Below are 22,679 nucleotides of genomic sequence, written 5' to 3' on the forward strand. Positions count from 1 at the left end.
ACTTATTTTCGGGAAAAGTGCACCACCAGCTTGTCGCCGACGGTTTGCAGAACTTGAACCAGCACCAGCAACAGCACCACGGTGACCACCATCACATCGGTCTGGAAGCGCTGGTAACCGAAGCGGATCGCCAGGTCGCCGAGACCGCCCGCGCCTACCACGCCCGCCATGGCGGTGTAGGAAACAAGGGTAATCGCTGTCACGGTAATTGCCGCGAAAATACCCGGACGGGCTTCCGGCAGCAGGGCGTTGGTGATGATCTGCCGGGTGGTCGCGCCCATCGACTGGGTGGCCTCGATGATGCCGCGGTCCACTTCGCGCAGGGCGGTTTCCACCAGGCGGGCGAAGAACGGCGTGGCTCCGACCACCAGGGGCGGAATCGCCCCGGCCACACCCAGCGAGGTGCCGGTAATCAGCACGGTGAACGGGATCATCACGATCAGCAGGATGATGAACGGCAGCGAGCGCAGGATGTTCACCAGCAGCGACAGCAGGGCGTAGAGGCTCTTCTGCTCCAGCAGCTGGCGTGGGCTGCAGAGGAACAGCAGCACGCCCAGGGGCAGGCCCAGCAGCACGGTGAACAGCAGCGAACCACCGAGCATCAGCAGGGTGTCGCCGGTGGCCAGCCAGATTTCGTACCAGTCGATATTGGCGAAGAAACTTGTCAGCAGTTCCATTAGCGCAGCACCTCCATGTGGACGTCCGCCGCGGTGAAGTGGGCGAAGGCCGCCTCCATGTCACCGCCGGTGATAGCCAGGGTCAGTTGCCCGTAAGGGACGTCTTTGATGCGGTCGATGCGGCCGGCGAGGATGCTGTAGTCCACCCCGGTTTCGCGGGCCACGGTGCCCAGCAGCGGCGCGTAGGTGGCGTCGCCCTGGAAGGTCAGGCGCACGATGCGGCCCGGCACGTGGGCGAAGTCGTCGCGCTGTTCGCTTTCGTCGATCTGCTCGTCTTCCTGGACAAAGCGCTTGGTGGTCGGGTGCTTGGGGTGCAGGAACACCTGGGCCACCGAACCCTGCTCGACGATCACCCCGGCATCCATCACCGCCACCTGGTCGCAGACGCGACGAATCACGTCCATCTCATGGGTGATCAGCACGATGGTCAGGTTCAGTTCGCGGTTGATCTCGGCCAGCAGTTGCAGGACCGACGCAGTGGTCTGCGGGTCCAGGGCGCTGGTGGCCTCGTCGCACAGCAGGATCTTCGGCTTGGTCGCCAGGGCGCGGGCGATGCCGACGCGCTGCTTCTGCCCGCCGGACAGCTGGGCAGGGTACTTCTTGGCGTGATCGGACAGACCGACGCGGGCCAGCAGCTCGGCCACGCGCTGGTCGATCGCGCTGCGCGACAGCTCGCCGGCCAGGGTCAGCGGCAGCGCGACGTTGTCGGCCACGGTCTTGGAAGCCAGCAGGTTGAAGTGCTGGAAGATCATCCCGACCTGCTGGCGGAAGCGGCGCAGGCCGTTGGCGTCCAGGGCGGTGACTTCCTCGTCGTCGACGATGATCTTGCCGCCGCTGGGGTTTTCCAGGCGGTTGATCAGGCGCAGCAGGGTACTTTTACCCGCGCCGGAATGGCCGATCAGGCCAAATACCTGGCCATTCTCGACCTTCAGGCTGGTCGGATGCAGGGCGGGAATATCCTTACCGGCGACCCGGTAGGTTTTATGGACGTTTTGAAACTCGATCACGTAGCGAACCTTGTGGGGCGCGTTAGAAAAGGATCAGCGGTTAGCCGGGCGCGCATTTTAGCCTGTCCGTATAGAGGTTCTTAGCATTTATTTTGTATTCATCCTTCGATTTGGCAATAACGCGATCAAAGGTCATAAAAAAGGAACGGCGCCAAACCTCATCAGTCACTGATTAAGCCACTCGAAAAAAACCAGGTGCCGTGCCTGGCGATTTTGACCGATGGAGCCCCGTCCCGCCGGGGCTTCGCCAACGAGGAGTTTTGCCTGATGAGTAGCAAGAAGCCAAGCGCATCGAAAAGCCAGCTGGCCGGGACCGATACCCTGGATCGCGGCAATACCAACAGCAAGCTGCACAGCCTGGAGACCTTCCGCTCCGACGCCACGGAACAGGCGCTGCGCACCAACCAGGGGGTCAAGGTCGCCGATAACCAAAACACCCTGAAGGCCGGCGCCCGCGGGCCCTCGCTGCTGGAAGACTTCATCATGCGGGAGAAGATCACGCACTTCGACCATGAGCGGATCCCGGAGCGTATCGTCCATGCCCGTGGCGTGGGCGCCCATGGCTACTTCCAGGCCTACGAGAATCATTCGGCCCTGACCAAGGCTGGTTTCCTGCGTGATCCGGGGAAGAAAACCCCGGTGTTCGTGCGTTTCTCCACGGTGCAGGGGCCGCGCGGGTCCGGCGACACGGTGCGCGACGTGCGTGGTTTTGCCGTGAAGTTCTTCACCGACGAAGGCAACTTCGATCTGGTGGGCAACAACATGCCGGTGTTCTTCATCCAGGACGCGATCAAGTTTCCCGACTTCGTCCATGCGGTCAAACCCGAGCCGCACAACGAGATCCCCACCGGCGGCTCGGCCCACGACACCTTCTGGGACTTCGTGTCGTTGCAGCCGGAATCGGCGCACATGGTGATCTGGGCCATGTCCGACCGGGCGATTCCGAAAAGCCTGCGCAGCATGCAGGGCTTTGGCGTGCACACCTTTCGCTTCATCAATGCCGAAGGCACCTCCAGCTTCGTCAAGTTCCACTGGCGGCCGACAGTGGGCACCTGTTCCCTGGTCTGGGACGAGGCGCAGAAGCTCGCGGGCAAGGACACCGATTTCCATCGCCGCGACCTGTGGGAGTCGATCGAGAGCGGCGATTACCCGGAATGGGAGCTGGGCGTGCAGGTGATAGTCGAGGAAAACGAGCACAAGTTCGATTTCGACATCCTCGACCCGACCAAGTTGATCCCCGAGGAACTGGTGCCGATCACGCCCCTGGGCAAGATGGTGCTCAACCGCAACCCGGACAACTTCTTCGCCGAGACCGAGCAGGTCGCCTTCTGCCCGGGGCATATCGTGCCGGGTATCGACTTCTCCAATGACCCGCTGCTGCAGGGCCGGCTGTTTTCCTACACCGATACGCAGATCAGCCGCCTCGGCGGGCCGAACTTCCATGAGCTGCCGATCAACCGCCCGCTGGCGCCCTTCCACAACGGCCAGCGCGACGCCATGCATCGCACCACCATCGACAAGGGCCGGGCGTCCTACGAGCCCAACTCCATCGATGGCGGCTGGCCGAAAGAGACGCCACCCGCGGCCGAGGACGGTGGTTTCGAGAGCTACAACGAGCGCATCGACGCGCACAAGATCCGCCAGCGCAGCCCGTCCTTCAGCGACCACTTCTCCCAGGCGCGACTGTTCTTCAAGAGCATGAGCACGCATGAGCAGGAGCACATCATCGCCGCCTACAGCTTCGAGCTGGGCAAGGTCGAGCGTGAGTGGATCCGTGCGCGCCAGGTCAACGAGATCCTGGCCAATATCGATCTCGAACTGGCCAAGCGGGTCGCGCAGAACCTCGGGCTGCCGGTGCCCAAGGCGGGCACTGTCGAGGTGCCTGAACTGACCCCCGATCACTCGCCGGCCCTGAGCCAGACCAACCTGCTGTCGGGGGATATCAAGACCCGAAAAGTGGCGATCCTGGCGGCGAACGGGGTCGACGGCAAGGCGATCGATTCCTTGAAAAAGGCCCTGCAAGCCGAAGGCGCCCACGCCAAGTTGCTGGGGCCGACCTCGGCGCCCGTGACCACCGCGGATGGCAAGACCCTACCGGTGGACGCATCCATGGAAGGGCTGCCGTCAGTGGCGTTCGACGCGGTGTTCGTGCCGGGCGGCGCCAAGTCGGTACAGGCCTTGAGCGGCGATGGCGTGGCCTTGCATTACCTGCTCGAAGCCTACAAGCACCTCAAGGCGATTGCCTTGCAGGGCGAGGCGCAGCAGTTGCTGGAGGTGCTCAAGCTGGAAGCGGATGCGGGGTTGATCGTCGGCGGAGATGCCAAGGCATTGAAGGCGTTCTTTAGCGCGATTGCCCATCACCGGGTCTGGGAGCGGGAGCCGAAGGCCAAGGCGATCCCGGCCTGAGGCTTTTAACGCTTCTGTAGTACAGCTTGCGTGCGAAAGAGTCTGGCTGACACCGCGTCGGCATTCATCGCGGGCAAGTCGGATCGCCCGCCCGCTCCTACAGACGCGGGCTTGCGGGCGACGGGCTTATTGGGGCTTGCGCGGGCTCAGTACCATCTGTGCTGGGACGTGGCGCAGGATCTGCCGCTCGATCTGCAGGTCGAACTCGCTGTCGAGCTTCTTCACCCGCTTGCTCAGCAGGGTCTTCAGCCAGGGGTAATCTTCGGTGCGTGGCGCCTGGATGCTCACGGCGCACTGGTAATTCACCACATCGGCGGCGATCCCATCGAGTTGCCGACGCAATTGCTTGATATCGCTGAGGTTCAGCGCAATGGTGGTGCTCTCGGCGGCCGGGTCGATCAGTTTGGCTGGCGGCCGGGCTTCAGCGGCCTTGAGCGCGGCTTCGGCTTTTTCCAGCTCGGCTTTACGGGCCTGGGTGATGGCGCCATCGACGCCACCGGTCAGGGCTGGTGCCTTGGGCATCAGCGCGCGGGCGCGGCTCAGGGCCGTGGCGGCGGCGTTGACATCACCCTTTTGCAGCACGATCTGGCTGCGCTGCAGGTAGGCCTCGGCCAGCTGGCGCTGGTGTTGCTCGAGCTGCGGGTCGTTGGGCGACTGGGCCTGCAAGGCGCTCAACTGGTCTTCGGCGGTGGCCAGTTCGCTACTGGCGATACTTTGCTGCAACTGTGCGATGGCCGTGGCGCGGGCGTCGGGCACTTCAGCCGGCGGCGTGCTCTGGCAGGCGCCCAGCAGCAGGGAAAATGCGACAAGGAGCAGATAACGGGAGGCGAACGGCTTCATTCCTGCGACTCTCTAATTGCGCAAAAAGCGAGCAAGTCTACACCCCTCGGCGGGGCAGGACAAAACTCAGCAGAAACAATGCGGCCGCCATGACCACAATCGACGGCCCCGCGGGGGTGTCCTTGAACCAGGACAACGCCAGCCCGCCACAGACCGCGAGTATGCCCAGCAGGCTTGCGCCCAGCGCCATCTGCTCCGGGGAGCGGGCGTGACGTTGAGCCGCAGCCGCCGGGATGATCAGCAGCGAAGTGATCAGCAACACCCCGACGATCTTCATCGCCACCGCGATCACCACCGCGATCAACAGCATCAGCGCCAGGCGCAACGACGCCACCGGCAAGCCTTCGACCCTGGCCAGCTCCTCGTGCACGGTGATCGCCAGCAACGGCCGCCACAGGGCCACCAACAGCAGCAGGACCGCGGCGCTGCCGCCGAGAATCCACGCCAGGTCGCCGGGGCTGATCGCCAGCAGATCGCCGAACAGATAGGCCATCAGGTCGATCCGCACGTCATGCATGAAGCTTAGTACCACCAGCCCGAGCGAGAGCGTACTGGGGGCGAGAATCCCCAGCAGCGTGTCGGAAGCCAGCGGCTGGCGCTGTTGCAGGGTGACCAGCAGCACCGCCAGCAGCAGGCAGCCGACGGTCACCGCTACCGCCGGGCTGACATCCAGCAGAAAGCCCAGGGCCACGCCGAGCAAGGCGGCGTGGGACAGGGTGTCGCCGAAATAGGCCATGCGCCGCCAGACCACGAACGATCCCAGGGGACCTGCCACCAGCGCCAGCGCCAGGCCTGCGAGCAGGGCGTAGAACAGAAAATCAGCCATGCTTGCAGCTATCTCCATGAACATGAACGTGGCCGGCTGCGGCCCCGGTGACGACCGAGCCGTGCAGGTCGTGGGCGTGGTCGTGATGGTGGTGGTAGATCGCCAGGCTCGGCGCGTTCTGGCCGAACAGCTCGACGAAGGCCGGGTCGCCGCTGACCTGTTCCGGGTGGCCGGAGCAGCACACGTGGCGATTGAGGCAGACCACCTGGTCGGTGGTGCTCATCACCAGGTGCAGATCGTGGGAGACCATCAGCACGCCGCAGCCATGGCGATCGCGCAAACGGGTGATCAGGCTGTACAGCTCGGCCTGGCCGGCGACGTCCACGCCTTGTACCGGCTCGTCCAGTACCAGCAGTTCCGGCTCGCGCAGCAGGGCGCGGGCCAGCAGCACACGCTGCATTTCGCCGCCGGAAATGCTCTGCACCGGGCTGTCGATCACCTGTTCGGCGCCGACTTCGTTCAGCGCGGCCAAGGCTGTCGCGCGGTCCACGCCGGGCACCAGGCGCAGGAAACGCAGCACCGACAGCGGCAATGTCGGATCGACGTGCAGCTTCTGCGGCATATAGCCGACCCGCAGCTTCGGCTTGCGCCAGACGCTACCGCTGTCGGGCTTGAGCAGGCCGAGCACGGCGCGCACCAGGGTGGTTTTGCCGGCGCCGTTGGGGCCGATCAGGGTGACGATCTGCCCTGGCTCGACACTGAGCTGGATGTTGTCCAGCACGCTCTGCCCGGCAAAGGTCACCGCGACTTGATCGAGGCGGATCAAGGCAGTGCTCATCAAGCCCCCTGGCAACCCGAGCAGAGGCCGACCACTTCGACGGTCTGGCTTTCGACGACGAAGCCGACATCGTGGGCGCTGCTGATGATCGCGTCGCTGATGGATTTCTGTTCAAGCTCGATGGCGGCGTGGCAGACGCGGCAGATCAGGAACTGACCCTGGTGCGCGTGTTCCGGGTGGTTGCAGCCGACGAAGGCGTTGAGCGAGGCGATGCGATGCACCAGGCCGTTTTCCAGGAGGAAATCCAGGGCGCGGTACACGGTTGGCGGCGCGGCGCGACGACCGTCCTGTTCGCTGAGCACGGCGAGGATGTCGTAGGCACCCAGCGGCTTGTGGCTTTGCCAGACCAGTTCCAGCACCCGCCGACGCAGGGCGGTCAGGCGCAGGCCCTGGCGCGCGCACAGGGCATCGGCCTCGGACAGCGCGCTGTGCACGCAGTGAGAGTGGTCGTGGGGGCGACTGGCGAGGGGGGTTTTAGGCATGAGCGGCGACGATAATTGTGAGAGACGTTATTATGTTACCCGTTCTCGCCTCTTCGAGTGGTCATCGTGTCCCGACTTTTTACCCTTTTTGTCGCTTTTATCGCCAGTTTGTTCGTGATCAGCCCGGCCCAGGCCGAAGTCCGGGTCCTGGCCAGCATCAAACCCCTGCAATTGATCGCCGCTGCCGTCCAGGATGGCATCGCCGTGCCCGAGGTTCTGCTGCCGCCGGGTGCCTCGCCGCACAACTATGCGCTGCGCCCCTCCGACGTGCGCAAGGTGCAGTCGGTGGAGTTGCTGTACTGGATCGGCCCGGACATGGAAAGCTTCCTGCCGCGGGTCCTCAAGGGGCGCACGTTGCCATCGCTGGCGGTGCAGGACCTGCCAGGCCTGAAACTCCGTCATTTCGCCGAAGATAATCACTCGCACGTTGAAGAAGCCGACGAACATGATCACGATCACCGTCCGGGCAGCCTCGATGCGCACTTGTGGCTGTCACCGGTCAACGCGCGGGTCATCGCCGACCGCATGGCGGCCGACCTGAGCGCCGCGGACCCGGCCAACGCCGCGCGTTACCAGAGCAACGCCAAGGCTTTCGACGCACGCCTGGATGCCCTGGATGCCCGTTTGAAAGCCCGCCTGGCGCCGATCGCCGGCAAGCCTTATTTCGTCTTCCATGAAGCTTTCGATTATTTCGAAGACGCTTATGGCCTCAAGCATGCGGGCGTGTTCAGCGTCGCGGCCGAGGTGCAGCCGGGCGCGCAGCACGTGGCGGCGATGCGCACGCGCTTGCAGGAAGTCGGCAAGACCTGTGTCTTCAGCGAGCCGCCATTGCGCCCACGCCTGGCCGAAACCCTGGTGGCGGGCTTGCCGGTGAAGCTGGCGGAGCTCGATGCATTGGGCGGCTACACGCCGGCCACCGCGCAGGGGTACGAGCAGATGCTGGAGAAGCTGGGCAACGATCTGGCGGGCTGCCTGGAATCGCTGTAAAGACTGCTGGCGCTATCGCGGGCAAGCCGCGCTCCTACAAGAAATCGTAGGGGCAGTCTTGCCCGCGATGCTTTCAAATGGCGAACGGCAATGGCGCATTGACCTGCTGGCGCTGGGCCAGGCGCAGCTGGAACTCCATCGGGTCGTGAATCAGCACGTCCTGTCCGGCGAAGGACTCGGCGGCGATCAGGCGCGACAGCCAGAAGCGCACGCAGGCCACCCGCAACAGGGTTGGCCACAGCTCGGCCTCGGCGGTGGTGAACGGACGCAGGGCCGCGTAGGCGCCCAGCAGGGCCCGGGCGCGCGAGCCGTCGAGCAGGCCGTCGGCGTCGGAACACCAGTCGTTCAGGGCAATCGCCACGTCATACAGCATCGGCCCGGAGCAGGCGTTGTAGAAGTCGATCAGCCCGGTCAAGTGCGTGCCTTCGAACATCGCGTTGTCGCGGAACAGGTCGGCGTGGATATTGGCCCGAGGCAGCGCGAGGATCTTCACCTTCTGCTCGGCGATTTCATCCAGCGCTCGCTGCAGCAGATCCCGGGCCTGCGGATCGAGATGCGAGAGCATCTGCGAGCCTTCTTCCTGCATCCAGTCCAGGCCACGATCGGTCTTGCGCTTGATCATGTTGTCCTTGGTCGCCAGGTGCAGGTGAGCGAGCAGCTCGCCGACCTGGGCGCAATGCTGGGCATTGGCTTGCTTGATGTGCTTGCCGGCCAGGCGCGGCTGCAGCAACGCCGGCTTGCCGGCCAGCTCGCGCAGGGCCACGCCGTCGGTGGTGCGCAGGGCGTAAGGCACCGGCAGGTCGGCGTCGTGCAGCACGTCCAGCAGTTCGATGAAGAACGGCATTTCCTGGACCGGGCCGCGCTCGACCAGGGTCAGGACGAACTCGCCCTGTTCCAGGCTGATGAAGAAGTTGGTGTTTTCGCTACCGGCGGCAATCCCCTGGAAGTCAAGCAGGCGGCCGAGCCCGTAAGGGGCGAGAAAGGTTTCCAGCTCGGGCCGAGCCAGGGGAGTAAACACAGACATGGTTAAAAACTGCCAGTACGGGCGCCGCTGTCGAGCCAGCGCCGGTTGAAGTTAGGAGTGGTTTACCACTCGAAAATTTTCCACGCCGGAATCAGCATATCCGGCTGGTCCGAACGAATGAAGTTGCCATCGGAACCGTCGGCGCGCACCAGAAAGTAGGGTTTGCCAACCTTCGGTGTGACCTTGATGGCGTACAGGAAACCGTTCTGGCGGTACTCCTGGATGGTCTTGTCGCCTTCCGTGCGAATGGTCACTTCCGGATCCGCCGATGGCGCATCCTCCGCCGCAATCACGGCCATCGGCGCGATTGCAATCAGGCTGGCCAGCAGCAAGCGATTTAGTGTGCGCATGATAACCTTGTCCCTTTGTCGTCAACGGTCCCGCTATTCTAGCGCCGGACCCGCCGAAAAGGTTGATCCTGCTCATGAGCCAAGCCCCCCTCGTCCTGGTGGACGGTTCGTCCTACCTGTACCGCGCCTTCCACGCGCTGCCCCCGCTGACCACTTCCAAAGGCATGCCGACCGGTGCGGTCAAGGGCGTGCTGAACATGCTCAAGAGTCTGCGCAAGCAGTACCCGGACAGCCCGTTCGCCGTGGTGTTCGACGCCAAGGGCGGGACCTTCCGCGATGACATGTACGCCCAGTACAAGGCCAATCGCCCGAGCATGCCCGACGACATGCGGGTGCAGATCGAGCCGCTGCACGCCAGCGTGATCGCCCTGGGCTTTCCGCTGCTGTGCGTCGAGGGCGTCGAGGCGGACGACGTGATCGGCACCCTGGCCCGCAGCAGCGCGGCGGCCGACCGGCCGGTGGTGATCTCCACTGGCGACAAGGACATGGCGCAGCTGGTGGACGGGCACATTACGCTGGTCAACACCATGTCCGGTAGCAGCATGGACGTGGAGGGCGTGAAGGAGAAATTCGGCGTCGCTCCCGAGCAGATCATCGACTACCTGGCACTGATGGGCGACTCCTCCGACAACATTCCGGGTGTGCCGGGCATCGGCCCGAAGACCGCTTCCGGCCTGTTGGTGGGGGTCAACGGTGGCCTGAACGAGCTGTATGCCCAGCTCGATATCGTCCCGAGCCTGCCGATTCGCGGGGCCAAGACCCTGCCGGCCAAGCTCGCAGAGCACAAGGAGATGGCTTTCCTCTCCTATCAGTTGGCGACCATCAAGGTCGATGTGCCGCTGGATATCGGCCTGGACGACCTGCACTTGGGTGAGCCGGATCGCGACAAGCTGCTCGAGCTGTACAGCCTGCTGGAGTTCAAGAGCTGGCTCGACGAACTGCAGCGTGATACCAAGCGCCTTGAACTGAGTGCCGCCGAGGCGCCCGAGCCAGTGGCCGACCTGTTGACCCAGGCCGAGACTGAGGCCGAAGCGCCGGTGGCCGTTGAAGCGCAGTACGAAACCATTCTCGATCAGGCACGTTTCGATGTCTGGCTGGAGAAGTTGAAGAACGCCAAGCTGTTCGCCTTCGATACCGAAACCACCGGCATCGACGCCCAGCAGGCGCAGCTGGTGGGGCTGTCCTTCGCCGTGCAGGCCAATGAGGCGGCTTATATCCCGCTGACCCACTCCTATATCGGCGTGCCGGAGCAGCTGGACCGCGACACCGTCCTGCGGGCCCTGAAGCCGATTCTTGAAGACCCGAACAAACTCAAGGTCGGCCAGCACGCCAAGTTCGACATGAACATCCTGGCCAACTGCGCCATCGGCGGCGATCAGGCCAACGGCATCACGGTGCGCGGGGTCGCCTTCGACACCATGCTCGAGTCCTATGTGCTCAATTCCACCGCCACCCGGCACGACATGGACAGCCTGGCGGAGAAATACCTGGGCCATACCACCGTGAGTTTCCAGGACATCGCCGGCAAGGGCGCCAAGCAGCTGACGTTCGATCAGATCGCCCTCGAGCAGGCCGGGCCTTATGCGGCGGAAGACGCCGATGTGACCCTGCGCCTGCATCAGGTCCTGCATGAAAAACTGGCCGCGATCCCGAGCCTGGCCAGCGTGCTCAGCGATATCGAAATGCCCGTGGTGCCGGTGCTGGCGCGGATCGAGCGCCAGGGGGCGCTGGTGGATGCCGACCTGCTGCGTGTGCAGAGCATCGAACTCGGCGACAAGATGGTGGCGCTGGAACGGGAAGCCTTCGAGATCGCCGGCGAAGAATTCAACCTCGGCTCGCCCAAGCAGCTGGGGGTGATCCTCTACGACAAGCTCGGCCTGCCGGTGTTGAAGAAAACCGCCAAAGGCCAGCCGTCCACTGCTGAAGAAGTGTTGGCCAAGCTGGCCGAGGACGACTACCCGCTGCCCAAGGTGCTGATGCAGTACCGCTCCATGAGCAAGCTCAAGAGCACCTACACCGACCGCCTGCCGGAGCAGATCAACCCGCGTACCGGGCGGATCCACACCTCCTACCATCAGGCGGTCGCGTCTACCGGGCGTTTGTCTTCCAGTGATCCGAACCTGCAGAACATCCCGGTGCGTACCGCCGAAGGCCGGCGCATCCGCCAGGCCTTCATCGCGCCGCCTGGCTACAAGCTGCTGGCGGCGGACTATTCGCAGATTGAACTGCGGATCATGGCGCACCTGTCCCGCGACGAAGGGTTGATGAATGCCTTCCGCAATAACCTCGACGTGCACACGGCCACCGCGGCCGAAGTGTTCAAGGTCGAGCTCGGGGGCGTCAGTTCCGATCAGCGCCGCAGTGCCAAGGCGATCAACTTCGGCCTGATCTATGGCATGGGCGCGCAGAAACTCGGCAAGGACATCGGCGTCGATACCAAGACCGCCAAGGCCTATATCGACACCTACTTCGCCCGCTACCCCGGCGTGCGCGAATACATGGACCGCACCCGCGCCCAGGCCGCGGAACAGGGTTATGTGGAAACCCTGTTCGGCCGTCGCCTGTACCTGCCGGAGATCAACTCCAACAAGCCGCAGGAACGCGCCGGCGCCGAACGTACGGCGATCAACGCGCCGATGCAGGGCACGGCGGCCGACATCATCAAGAAGGCTATGGTGGCGGTGGATAACTGGCTGATGGCCTCGGGCCTGGATGCCAAAGTCATCCTGCAGGTGCACGACGAACTGGTGCTGGAAGTGCGCGAAGACCTGGTGGGCCAGGTGAGCGAGGAGATTCGCGGCTACATGAGCAAGGCCGCGACCCTGGATGTGCCGCTGCTGGTCGAAGTCGGAGTGGGCAGCAACTGGGATGAGGCGCACTGAGGCGAGAAGGCAGTACTTTGGCCGCGGCACAGTGCCGCGGTGAAGGCTGGCGAAGAGCTATTAGTGCGGAAAATTTCATCGACTATTGCCAATAGTTTTTGAAACCTCCCGGAACTTAATCAGTGAAAGCCCACTCAGAGTAACTGAATGGCTGGTGAAGCCCTTCGATGCTCCTATGTTGTGTTAAGTGTTGGCAGATATCTGGACCCCGCCCTAGCGGTCCGGAACTTGGACCCCGAACTTCCCCTCCCCATACGAAGTCCGGGGTTTTTTTTGCCCTAAAACTGCCTGTGGCGCGATCATGCTGCGTTAAAAACTGGCGGGAAATGCTCATTTAGGCCCCTAAACTCCGCTTTCCCGCCGGTTTTTGCCTTGCCTGATCACACCACAGGCAGTTTTACGTATGTCTTTCAGGCTTCGATTTCGGCGCCTTTGTCCGCCAGTTCCATCCAGCCCGCCAGTACAGTGTAGGCCTCTTCCAGGCCCATGCGTTTTGGCGCCGAGAACAGTTGGATGGTGACGTTATCGCCCCAGCCTTTACGGATTTGCGACTGCACCTTGAGCAGGGTGTTCTTGGCCGCGCCGTAGGTCAGTTTGTCGGCCTTGGTCAGCAGGATGTGCATCGGCATGCCGCTGGCGACGGTCCAGTCGAGCATCAGCAGGTCGAAGTCGGTCATCGGATGGCGGATGTCCATCATCAGAATCAACCCTTTCAGGCTCTCGCGGCTGCCCAGGTAGGCTTCCAGGTGACGCTGCCAGTGTTGCTTGAGTGGGATCGGCACTTTCGCGTAACCGTAACCCGGCAGGTCGACCAGACGGCGATCGTCGTCTAGCTTGAAGAAGTTCAACAGCTGCGTGCGACCCGGGGTTTTCGAGGTGCGTGCCAGGCTGGCATGGGTCAGGGTATTCAGGGCGCTGGATTTGCCGGCGTTGGAACGCCCGGCGAAGGCCACTTCGAAGCCTTCGTCGTCGGGGCATTGATCGACTTTGGCGGCGCTGAGCATGAAAGTGGACTGTTGGCACAGACCAAGAATGGGATTTTTCAGTTGCATGGGATTTCCGATAGGGGCGGTGCCGAGAATGGACGCGGCGAGCGGTGTCGTTTCCGTTTCAGTAGCGCCAGTATATAATGCCGCAGATTTTGTGTGCGCTTTGTCCCAGCGTAGGATGAAGTTCACGAGAGCGATAGACCTTGATTGCGCATTAGAACGCAGCACGCTCTCAACCCTGAAAAGGTCGTTTTATGACGAAATGGCTGCTAGCTGCCGGTGTCCTGATACCGCTTTACAGCGCTCAGGCTACACAGGATCCGGAAGCTGTGTACGACCGTGTTTGTGGGGCTTGTCATTCCGGCCAACTACCGACGGCTCCCCGCAAGGGGGACCAGGAAGCTTGGGCGCCGAGGCTGGCGCAAGGTATGGAGACGCTGGTGCAACACGTGACCCAGGGTTTCAAGGCGATGCCGCCGCGTGGTTTGTGCATGGACTGCAGTGCCGAGGATTACCGAGCCATCATCCTTTGGATGAGCGAGTGATCCCGGTCCATAACTCTTAACCCTTAGCCGTAGTTGGATTAGCTGATGAACAAATTACTCGTGAGTCTGCTGTTGACCTTGGGCATCACAGGTGTCGCCCATGCTGCAGGCGACGCTGCTGCCGGTCAGGCGAAAGCCGCCGTATGTGGTGCTTGCCATGGTCCGGATGGGAACAGCATGGCGCCTAACTTTCCAAAGCTGGCGGGTCAGGGTGAGCGTTACCTGAACAAGCAGTTGCACGACATCAAGTCCGGCAAGCGCCAGGTGCTGGAAATGACCGGCCTGCTGACCAACCTGAGCGACCAGGACCTGGCCGACCTCTCCGCCTACTTCGCTAGCCAGAAAGGCAGCGTCGGCGCGGCAGACCCGAAAGTCGTGGCTCGCGGTGAAGAGTTGTTCCGTGGTGGCAAGCTGGATCAAGGCATGCCTTCCTGCACCGGTTGCCACTCGCCAAATGGCACGGGTAACGCCGCTGCCGGCTTCCCACACCTGAGTGGCCAGCACGCTCAGTACGTAGCCAAGCAGTTGACCGACTTCCGCGAAGGCAACCGCACCAACGACGGCGACACCATGATCATGCGCAGCATCGCCGCCAAGCTGAGCAACAAGGACATCGAAGCCGTATCCAGCTACATCCAGGGCCTGCACTGAGGCTGGCGATCATGTTGCGAAAGGGTCTATCTTGCGCAACGTTAATGATCGATTAATCTGTCGGTGAAAGCATAAAGGGTGGCTCAGGCCACCCTTTTTTATGGCGTCTGCCGCTACACTAGCGAACTCAAGCCTCGCCATGACCTGTCTGCGAACAGGCCGCGCGAGGCGACCTTACTTGTTCAGGAGTAAAGCATGCGTAATCTGATTCTCAGCGCCGCTCTCGTCACTGCCAGCCTGTTTGGCATGACCGCTCAAGCCGCCGAACCCCTTGAAGCCGGTAAACAATACGTAGAGCTGAGCAGCGCCGTTCCGGTTGCGGTGCCTGGCAAGATCGAAGTGGTCGAGCTGTTCTGGTATGGCTGCCCACACTGCTACGCCTTCGAGCCGACCATCAACCCATGGGCTGAAAAACTGCCGGCCGATGTCAACTTCGTGCGCATCCCGGCGATGTTCGGCGGCATCTGGAACGTTCACGGCCAACTGTTCATCACCCTGGAGGCCATGGGTGTCGAGCACAAGGTCCACAAAGCCGTATTCGAAGCCATCCATGGCGGCAAGAAACTCGCTTCCCCAGAGGAAATGGCCGAGTTCCTGGCCGGCGAGGGCGTCGACAAGGACAAATTCCTGAGCACCTACAACTCGTTCGCCGTCAAAGGCAAGGTCGAGGACGCGAAGAAGAAGGCCCAGGCCTATCAGATCTCCGGCGTACCGACCATGGTCGTCAACGGCAAGTACCGCTTCGACCTGGGTACTGCGGGGGGGCCTGAAGGTGCCCTGAGCGTCGCCGACCAGCTGATCGCCAAAGAGCGGGCGGCCAAGTAAGCGAGCCCCGGCCATGCGACGTTGGGGTACGGAACGCATCGTTGGCCTGCATGATCCGCGGGTCAACGAGCACCATGTGGCGTCCTCCGGCCTGCCGGCAGACAGCCGTCTGCGGCTGCTCAGTTTCAATATCCAGGTCGGTATCAGTACCGAACGTTATCGGCATTACCTGACCCGTGGCTGGCAGCACCTGCTGCCGCACAACGGGCGCGCCGACAACCTGCAACGGATCGGCGATCTGCTGGGCGACTTCGATCTGGTCGCCTTGCAGGAAGCCGATGGCGGCAGCCTGCGCTCGGGCTACGTCAATCAGGTCGAGCACCTGGCCCAGCTCGGCGCCTTCCCCTACTGGTACCAACAGCTCAATCGCAACCTCGGTCGCCTGGCCCAGCACAGCAATGGCGTGCTCAGCCGCCTGCGCCCCTGGGCGATCGAAGATCATCCGCTGCCAGGCCCCAAGGGGCGTGGTGCGATCCTCTTGCGCTTCGGCGATGGTCCCGAGGCGTTGGTGGTGGTGATGATGCATCTGGCCCTGGGCGCCCGTGCGCGCACCCGGCAACTGGCCTATATCCGCGAGATGATCGGCGGCTACAAGCACCAGGTGCTGATGGGCGACATGAACACCCATGCCAGCGATCTGCTGGAACATTCGCCATTGCGCGACCTCGGTCTACTGGCGCCGCAATTGGAAGCGACGTTCCCCAGCTGGCGCCCGCAACGCTGTCTTGATCATATTTTGCTCAGCCCCAGCCTGGCGCTGGAGCGGGTCGAAGTCCTGGCCCAACCGATTTCCGATCACCTGCCGGTCGCGGTAGAGATTCGTCTGCCGGGTTCGCTCACGGCCGATGCATTGCCCGCGCTGAGTCCTGCCCCTCGCGGAACCCATGAATGAGCGACGACGCCCAGCGCTGGAAAGAGAAGTACCTCAAAAGTATCGAACAACAGGAAAAACTCGAGCGACGCTGGAATGCCCGCCTCGACCTGCTTCGCCGTGGCTTGGTGCGCAGCACGCTGGCGGCCGAAGGGACTGATCGCGCCGTCGACCAGTGCATGAAGGAAATGCGCGAGGTGGTGCGCACCGACGATATGGACGCGGCCTTGGCGGCCCTGTTGCCGCGCCTGGAAAAAGCCGTGCTGGACTCCGAGCAGCGCCGCGAGACCCGCATCGAGCAAATGAGCACGGCGCTGACTTCGCTGGTCAACCAGTTGCAGAAGCTGCCGTTGCCTCGCGAGGTGAGTCGTCCGCTGAAAAACTTCGCCAAGCAACTGGATGGTCGCGTCGGGCAAGCCCGGGAAATTCCACTGTTGCTGGGCGAACTGAGCGGCCTGCAAGGCAAGGCGCTGAGCCAGCTGGAGGGCCCCGCGGAACCGAGCCGCCCAGGTTTGCTGCAGCGTCTGTTTGGTGGTCGTGACGCTGATGAAGCGCCTGCACTGTCCGCGGCTGAGACGCCAGCGGTGGTGGCGAGCCCGATTGCGGTACAGCCATTGGCAACGGCTGAAAGAGCTGCGGTTGAAGCGCCCCCGCCTCGTGTCGAGGTCGCTCCCGCGCGGCCGACCGAAGCCTTGGCGCCGGTGTCCCCGCCTGTGGTCGAGAAGGTCGCTGCTGTCAGCCCGCCGCCCGAACCGCAGCCGCAAGCGCTGCCCGAGGTAACCACGGCTGTCCAGGTCGAGGCCTTTGTGCCGCCGGTGCTGGAGTCGGAGAAAACCGCCGCCGTCGAACCGTCACCGCCGATGCCGGATTCGCAGGAGTTACAGCTGCCAGTCGCGTCTGGCCCCGTCGGAGCGCCGTCGTCCGCGCAGCCTCTGGCTGTCGAAGCCAGCCCTTCCAACCCGGACGAATTGATCGTTGTCACACCCGCCGAGGCGGCCACGGCGCCTGTGCTGCTTGACCGCTTGCCGTTGCCGGCGGCCATGGCCGAGGCGCTGGCGACGGTCGATCCGCAGCAGGATATGCTGTACGCCCTGCCCGACTCACCGGAGCCCTCCTACAGTTCGGTGGCCAAGCACATCGAACATACCCTGCTTGGCCTGCTGGACGACTTGAGCCTGCCCGAGCGCCACCGGCCACAAGCCGAGTCCATGCGCGATCGCCTGCAGCATGGCCTGAACTGGTACGAGTTGCTGCCGATCCTCGACGATCTGGCGGTATTGATGCTGGCGATCACCGACAGCGGCCAACATGAATTCGAGGCGTATCTCAAGCGACTCAACGAGCGCCTGGAATCCTTCCAGAGCAACCTGCAGGCCGCCAGCGAAGGCCACGCTGACAGTAGCTCGGCGGCGCGGGAGATGGACACGCAGATTCGCGAGCAGGTCGATGGCCTGCAAAGCAGCGTTCAGGAAGCGGCGGATCTGGACGATCTCAAGCAGGTCCTGGAAAGCCACCTGGAAGGCTTGCTTGGCACCATGGACCATCACCAGAAGCAGCGTGACGAACGCGAGAAGGAAGTGGCTGCGCGCCTGCAGAGCCTGGCCGAGCGGGTGTCGAGCATGGAGCAGGAAGCCCAGGGCTACCGCGAGCACCTGGAAGAACAGCGGCAGAAAGCGTTGATCGACCCCCTCACCGGCCTGCCCAATCGGGCGGCCTGGAGCGAGCGCCTGGAGCATGAAGTGGCGCAGTGGCAGCAGCACGGCAACACCTTGTTGCTGGCGATGCTTGACCTCGACCACTTCAAGCGCATCAACGACAACTACGGTCACCTGGCCGGCGACAAGGTGCTGAAGATCATCGCCGGCGTGCTGCGCAAGCGCCTGCGCGGCAACGATTTCATTGCCCGTTTCGGCGGCGAAGAGTTCGTCCTGCTGATACCCGATACCACATGGCCGGTCGGGGCGCGCCTGGCGGAAACCTTGCGGGCGGCCATCGAAGCCTGCCCGTTCCACTTCAAGGGCGAGCGCGTGACCATCACCATGTCCATCGGCATGAGTGCCTTCAAGCCGGGAGAACGCAGCGATCTGGTGCTCAAAAGAGCCGATCAGGCGCTCTATCGGGCCAAGGAGGCGGGGCGCAACCGGGTGGAACTGGGTTGACGCATAATTTGTTCCATTTTGTATAAACCGGTGTTTTTGCCGGTTTTCCGCAAAGGCAGTACGTTACACTGTTGCATTATTTTCTCCAGCGTACTGCCTTCCACCATGAAAGTTCTTGTCCTCGCTTTGTCCCTTCTGTTGCTGGCCGGTTGCGCCAGCGGTCCGCGTTTCGATACCAGCCACCCTTCGGTCAACTTCGATGAGCGGGTGCAATTCGTAGTGGTGCATTACACCTCGGCCTCGATGGAGCGTTCCCTGCAACTGCTGACCCATGGCCAGGTCAGCAGCCACTACCTGATCGGCGACGACAAGGCGGCGACCATCTACAAACTGGTGGACGAGCAATACCGTGCCTGGCACGCCGGCGAGAGCCAGTGGCAAGGCCGTACCTGGCTGAACTCCAGCTCCATCGGGATCGAGATCGTCAACCCGGGCTTTCGCGACCTGCCCACCGGGCGTGTCTGGTATCCCTACAGCGAAGCGCAGATCCAGAGCCTGATCGTGCTGCTCAAGGACATCAGCAAGCGCAACAACATCGCGCCACAGCACATCATCGGCCACAGCGATATCGCCCCCCTGCGCAAGCTCGACCCGGGCCCGCTGTTCCCCTGGAAGCGTCTGGCCGATGCCGGGTTGGGCCGGTGGCCGAACGCCCAGGCGGTGGCGCGACAGCAGGCGTTCTTTGCCGCACAGTTGCCGAGCATCGCCTGGTTCCAGCAAGGCCTGGCGCGCCTTGGTTATGAGACGCCGCAGACCGGCGAGCTGGATGTGGCGACCCGTCACGTGCTGGCCGCGTTCCAGATGCATTACCGGCCGTCGCGTTTCGACGGCCAGCCGGATGCGCAAAGCGCTGCGATCCTGCAGGTTCTCAACCAGACAAAATAATGACGCCCGCCCGACGGTCAGGGCTTTTTCTCAATCAGTAGCTATAACTCATTGGTAACCCTCGGATATCCAATGATGCCGGCCGCTCGCGACCCTCTGCGCAGTTGGTTCTATCGCCCCTGGCTGTTGGCGACGTGTGCGGCTGTGTTGAGTGCGGCCTTGCTGCTGGCGGCGAGCCTGGGCATTGCGATGCACGAGGCGCAACTGCGCGAAAGCGCGCAGATGAATGCCCAGGGCCAGCGCTTTCTCGAACGTCTGGAGCAACTGTTCGGCCAGTTGCGCGAAGGCCTGGACGTACTCGAGGCGCAGCCCCTGCGCGAATGCAGCCCCGAGATGGTCGCGACCCTGCAGCAGATCAGCTTCAGTTATCGCTTCATTTATGCAGCGGCCTACATCGATGCTGCCCAGGCCTGCACCAACTGGCCACGCCAGGACAACCTGGCCGTGGTCCGGCCGCCGGATATCCGTGGTCCGACCTACAGCTACTGGCTGAACACTTCCGCCGAACCCAATGAAAACCGCGCGGCGCTGATGCTCGGGCGCGGCAACTTCCGGGTGGCGACGTCTCGCGGGCACCTGACCGATATGGTCGATCTGCCCGCCAACAGCAGCCTGATGGTGGTTCTCGACCATGGCTCGCGGGCCATCCCGGTGCTGGGGCCAGCGCTGGACTGGCCGCCGATCGAACCGTGGCCGCCCACGGGGCGCAGCCCGTTGCTGATGACCCAGGGCCAGTTGATCTACCGGATGCCCACCAGCAATCCGGAGTATCAGTTGGTACTCGTCACCCCCCGTACCAACATGCAGCTCGAAATATTCGAGGGGTGGTGGTGGCTGCTGCCCAGCAGCCTGGTGCTGGCGCTCTTCATCGGCGGCCTGGCCTTCCAGCTGGCCGGGCAGCGCCAATCCCTGGGCGCCGAATTGCAAGGGGCGCTGCGCCGTGGCGAGCTACAGGTGTTGTATCAACCCATCTTCGATCTACGAACGCGCCAGTGTGTCGGTGCCGAGGCCCTGCTGCGCTGGCGCCATCCGGACGGCACCCTGACCAGCCCGGAGCTGTTCATTCCCATGGCGGAGAACACCGGGCAGATCCGCCCCATCACCGATTTTGTCCTGCAACGCCTGCTCGAACAGTTGGGGCATCTGCTGCGGGCCAACCCGCAGCTGTACATCTCGGTCAACCTGGCGGCCTGCGATGTCATGGTGCCGCGGATCGGCAAGGTGATGGCGCGCCTGCTGGCGCTGCATCGGGTGGCGGCGCGGCAGATCGCCTTCGAAGTCACCGAGCGCGGGCTGATCGACGTGGTGGTTGCCCGGCATAACCTGCAAGCCTTGCGGGACGTCGGCCATCAGGTGCTGATCGACGACTTCGGCACGGGTTATTGCAGCCTGGCCTACCTGCAGACCCTGCCGGTGGATTACCTGAAGATCGACAAGGCATTCATCGATGCGCTGGGGCATGACGCAGCCAGCAGCGGCGTCGCCCCGCACATCATTCGCATGGCCCATGCCCTGCAGCTCAAGGTGATTGCCGAGGGCATCGAGTTCGAGGATCAGGCGTTGCTGCTGAGCAGCGAGGGTGTGCGTTTTGGCCAGGGCTGGCTGTTCGCCCATGCGTTGAGCGCGGTGCAGTTCATCGACCTGATTACCCGCGGGCGCCGCCAGGGGCCACGGCGCCTGGATGACGAGGTCTAGCCCCTAAAGAGGCAAGGCCAGATAGAACTGGGTTCCCTGCCCGGGGCGCGAATAGACGCCCATGCGCCCGCCATGCAGTTGCACGATTTCCTTGCACAGTGCCAGGCCCAGGCCGGCCCCGCCTTTCTTGCGTCCGACCTGGACAAAGGGCTCGAAAATCCGCCCCTGCTGGCCGTAGGCGATGCCTTCACCGTTGTCTTCGACGCTGATGATTACCCGCTCGCCATGCCGGCGCGCCTGCAAGCGGATCAAGCCGCCCTTGGCGGTATGCCGCAGGGCATTGTCGATCAGGTTGTCCAGCACCCGCTCCAGTTGCATGCGGTCGGCGTGCAACCGTGGCAGCGGCGCCTGGATTTCCACCAGCAGCTCGATGCCCTGTGCCGTCGCCGCGCCGACGAAGCGGTTGCGCGCCTGCTCCAGCAGTTCTTCCAGGGGGCAGGGCGCCAGGGTGAGTTTCTGCAGGCCGTTCTGATAGCGCGAGAAGTTCAGCAAGTCGTTGATCAGCTGCATCAGCCGCTGCATTTCTTCGTTGACGGTGCTCAGCAGGTCGGCTTCGCGGGATTCCTCAGGGAAGCGCAGGCGCTCCTGCAACAGGCCGAACGCCATGTGCATGCCGGTGACCGGGGTGCGCAATTCATGGGAGGCCCGCAATACGAACTCGCTGCGCACGCGCTCGAAGGCCCGCTGCTCGGTGACATCGTGCAGCACCATCACCGCGCCGAGGATATGCCCCTGGGGATGGCTGACCGGCGTCAGGCTGTACGTCAGCAGGCGCGATTCGCCATCGACCTCGATGCTGAGGTCTTCCGGTGCTCGTTCCAGAGTGCCGCCGCGCAGCACCAGTTGCAGCTGTTCGTCCAGTTCCGGTCGCTGCAAGGCGCTGCCCAACCCTTGTCCGAGGCGTTCCTCGTCCCAGCCCAGCTGACGTTGCGCCACCGGGTTGAGGTGTTCCAGGTGGCCCTGGCGGTCGATCATCAGCAAGCCGTCGTCGATGCTGTCGAGCACCGATTGCAGGCGCTGCTGGCCGGCGAGCAGTTCGTCGACATTGGTGGCCTGATGCTCGCGCAGGGCTTGGGCCATGATCCCGAAGCGCCGGGTCAGCAAGTTCATCTCGGCAGCCGAAGACAGGGGCAGGGTCACGTCGAAGTTGCCCTGGCCGATATTGTCGGCGGCCTTGGCCAGGGCTTCGATGGGGCCGCCAAAGCGCTGGGCGATGCCGTGGGCGGTGATGAAGCCGATGACTAATACGGCCAGTCCGACCAGGCCGAGCAGGCCAGCGATCATCAAGGCGCGATTGCGGGCCTGATGTTCAATTTCATTGATGTTGTCCAGGGCCTGCTTGTGCTCGCTGATCAAGCCATTGCGCAGGGCATTGAAGCGCTGGGTCAGTTCCGTATTGCCATTGACCCCTGCCGAGGTCCCGTCGGCGCGCTCGAAGGCTTCGAAGAAGCTCTGGTAGTCGTCGCGTGCCTGGGTGAAGCCGTTGCGCACATTGTTTTGCCGTTCATGCTCGATGCCCTGGTCGAGCAGAGCCAGGTATTCCTGCCTGGAGTCATCCAGCGCCGCCCGGTCAGGGTTGTGGTTGAGCATGATGATCAACTGGTCGCCCAGGGTCTGTCGCAGCTTGAGCCCCAGGTCCAGGGTAATGAAGTTGTTGCGGATCAGCGCTTCCTGGGTCTTGGCCATCTGCATCACGCTGACCAGCCCGAGCAGCAGGCCGAGCAGCGCCACGGTGATCAGCGCCGAGATGCTCAGAAACAGTCTCGTGCGCAGTTTCATCGCTAGCTTCATGAGGCGCGG

At 63.2% G+C, this 22,679-nt stretch carries 20 protein-coding genes; 10 read left to right on the top strand and 10 right to left on the bottom strand.

Annotated elements, in window-relative coordinates; genetic code table 11:
- Positions 1–2 precede the first annotated feature (2 nt).
- Both IF690_RS01455 and IF690_RS01460 read right to left on the bottom strand, forming a co-directional pair.
- Positions 3–677 carry a methionine ABC transporter permease gene (locus IF690_RS01455; protein WP_007924307.1) on the bottom strand — a complete coding sequence of 225 codons (675 nt, stop codon included), beginning with the start codon at positions 675–677 and terminating at the stop codon, positions 3–5.
- Complete coding sequence (locus IF690_RS01460) at positions 677–1,684, bottom strand: methionine ABC transporter ATP-binding protein (RefSeq protein ID WP_202698558.1); 1,008 nt, start codon at positions 1,682–1,684, stop codon at positions 677–679. The genes IF690_RS01455 and IF690_RS01460 overlap by 1 nt, the downstream gene beginning before the upstream one ends.
- 213 nt (positions 1,685–1,897) lie before the next feature.
- Here IF690_RS01460 and katE point away from each other — a divergent pair, with 213 nt between their 5' ends.
- Positions 1,898–4,090, top strand: coding sequence for a catalase HPII (katE, locus tag IF690_RS01465; RefSeq protein WP_286673834.1), 2,193 nt, complete (start codon positions 1,898–1,900; stop codon positions 4,088–4,090).
- 126 nt (positions 4,091–4,216) lie between these two features.
- On the opposite strand, the gene IF690_RS01470 is transcribed toward katE, so the two are convergent.
- From IF690_RS01470 to zur, 4 genes are read right to left on the bottom strand one after another with little or no spacing between them, the layout of a single operon-like run.
- Positions 4,217–4,930, bottom strand: coding sequence for a PA5502 family lipoprotein (locus IF690_RS01470; RefSeq protein ID WP_202698560.1), 714 nt, complete (start codon positions 4,928–4,930; stop codon positions 4,217–4,219).
- 37 nt (positions 4,931–4,967) lie between these two features.
- Positions 4,968–5,756 carry a zinc ABC transporter permease subunit ZnuB gene (znuB, locus tag IF690_RS01475; protein ID WP_023967627.1) on the bottom strand — a complete coding sequence of 263 codons (789 nt, stop codon included), beginning with the start codon at positions 5,754–5,756 and terminating at the stop codon, positions 4,968–4,970.
- Positions 5,749–6,534 (bottom strand): zinc ABC transporter ATP-binding protein ZnuC, encoded by a 786-nt coding sequence (gene znuC / locus IF690_RS01480; protein WP_009046275.1) that lies wholly within the window; start codon positions 6,532–6,534, stop codon positions 5,749–5,751. The genes znuB and znuC overlap by 8 nt, the downstream gene beginning before the upstream one ends.
- A complete protein-coding gene (zur, locus tag IF690_RS01485) occupies positions 6,534–7,016 on the bottom strand; it encodes a zinc uptake transcriptional repressor Zur (RefSeq protein ID WP_202698561.1) in 483 nt (160 codons plus the stop codon). The genes znuC and zur overlap by 1 nt, the downstream gene beginning before the upstream one ends.
- A 57-nt stretch (positions 7,017–7,073) precedes the next feature.
- Here zur and IF690_RS01490 point away from each other — a divergent pair, with 57 nt between their 5' ends.
- Positions 7,074–8,003, top strand: coding sequence for a zinc ABC transporter substrate-binding protein (locus tag IF690_RS01490; protein WP_202698562.1), 930 nt, complete (start codon positions 7,074–7,076; stop codon positions 8,001–8,003).
- Between the two features lie 73 nt (positions 8,004–8,076).
- On the opposite strand, the gene IF690_RS01495 is transcribed toward IF690_RS01490, so the two are convergent.
- A complete protein-coding gene (locus tag IF690_RS01495; protein ID WP_202698563.1) occupies positions 8,077–9,027 on the bottom strand; it encodes a homoserine kinase in 951 nt (316 codons plus the stop codon).
- A 62-nt stretch (positions 9,028–9,089) separates the two neighbouring features.
- On the bottom strand, positions 9,090–9,377 hold the full coding sequence (locus IF690_RS01500) for a DUF2782 domain-containing protein (protein WP_007924295.1): 288 nt from the start codon (positions 9,375–9,377) through the stop codon (positions 9,090–9,092).
- A gap of 74 nt (positions 9,378–9,451) precedes the next feature.
- Here IF690_RS01500 and polA point away from each other — a divergent pair, with 74 nt between their 5' ends.
- Positions 9,452–12,259 carry a DNA polymerase I gene (gene polA / locus IF690_RS01505; RefSeq protein ID WP_202698564.1) on the top strand — a complete coding sequence of 936 codons (2,808 nt, stop codon included), beginning with the start codon at positions 9,452–9,454 and terminating at the stop codon, positions 12,257–12,259.
- A 410-nt stretch (positions 12,260–12,669) separates the two neighbouring features.
- On the opposite strand, the gene yihA is transcribed toward polA, so the two are convergent.
- On the bottom strand, positions 12,670–13,311 hold the full coding sequence (gene yihA, locus IF690_RS01510; RefSeq protein WP_202698565.1) for a ribosome biogenesis GTP-binding protein YihA/YsxC: 642 nt from the start codon (positions 13,309–13,311) through the stop codon (positions 12,670–12,672).
- A 191-nt stretch (positions 13,312–13,502) separates the two neighbouring features.
- Here yihA and IF690_RS01515 point away from each other — a divergent pair, with 191 nt between their 5' ends.
- The 7 genes from IF690_RS01515 to IF690_RS01545 all read left to right on the top strand — a co-directional run bounded on the left by IF690_RS01515 (position 13,503) and on the right by IF690_RS01545 (position 20,879).
- Positions 13,503–13,793: a c-type cytochrome gene (locus tag IF690_RS01515; RefSeq protein ID WP_023967621.1), complete on the top strand. Its 291-nt coding sequence runs from the start codon at positions 13,503–13,505 to the stop codon at positions 13,791–13,793.
- A 45-nt stretch (positions 13,794–13,838) separates the two neighbouring features.
- On the top strand, positions 13,839–14,444 hold the full coding sequence (locus IF690_RS01520; protein ID WP_202698566.1) for a c-type cytochrome: 606 nt from the start codon (positions 13,839–13,841) through the stop codon (positions 14,442–14,444).
- Positions 14,445–14,639: 195 nt separating this feature from the next.
- Positions 14,640–15,269, top strand: a complete 630-nt coding sequence (locus tag IF690_RS01525; RefSeq protein ID WP_009041530.1) for a thiol:disulfide interchange protein DsbA/DsbL — start codon at positions 14,640–14,642, stop codon at positions 15,267–15,269.
- A 13-nt stretch (positions 15,270–15,282) separates the two neighbouring features.
- A complete protein-coding gene (locus IF690_RS01530; protein WP_202698567.1) occupies positions 15,283–16,161 on the top strand; it encodes an endonuclease/exonuclease/phosphatase family protein in 879 nt (292 codons plus the stop codon).
- A complete protein-coding gene (locus tag IF690_RS01535) occupies positions 16,158–18,299 on the top strand; it encodes a GGDEF domain-containing protein (protein WP_202698568.1) in 2,142 nt (713 codons plus the stop codon). The genes IF690_RS01530 and IF690_RS01535 overlap by 4 nt, the downstream gene beginning before the upstream one ends.
- Positions 18,300–18,404: 105 nt before the next feature.
- Positions 18,405–19,184: an N-acetylmuramoyl-L-alanine amidase gene (locus tag IF690_RS01540; protein ID WP_202698569.1), complete on the top strand. Its 780-nt coding sequence runs from the start codon at positions 18,405–18,407 to the stop codon at positions 19,182–19,184.
- Between the two features lie 72 nt (positions 19,185–19,256).
- Positions 19,257–20,879: an EAL domain-containing protein gene (locus IF690_RS01545; protein WP_202698570.1), complete on the top strand. Its 1,623-nt coding sequence runs from the start codon at positions 19,257–19,259 to the stop codon at positions 20,877–20,879.
- Between the two features lie 3 nt (positions 20,880–20,882).
- On the opposite strand, the gene IF690_RS01550 is transcribed toward IF690_RS01545, so the two are convergent.
- Positions 20,883–22,670 (bottom strand): KinB sensor domain-containing domain, encoded by a 1,788-nt coding sequence (locus tag IF690_RS01550; RefSeq protein ID WP_202698571.1) that lies wholly within the window; start codon positions 22,668–22,670, stop codon positions 20,883–20,885.
- Between the last annotated feature and the right edge of the window lie 9 nt (positions 22,671–22,679).

The organism is Pseudomonas sp. SK3(2021), from assembly GCF_016772375.1.
GTDB lineage: Bacteria > Pseudomonadota > Gammaproteobacteria > Pseudomonadales > Pseudomonadaceae > Aquipseudomonas > Aquipseudomonas chlororaphis_I.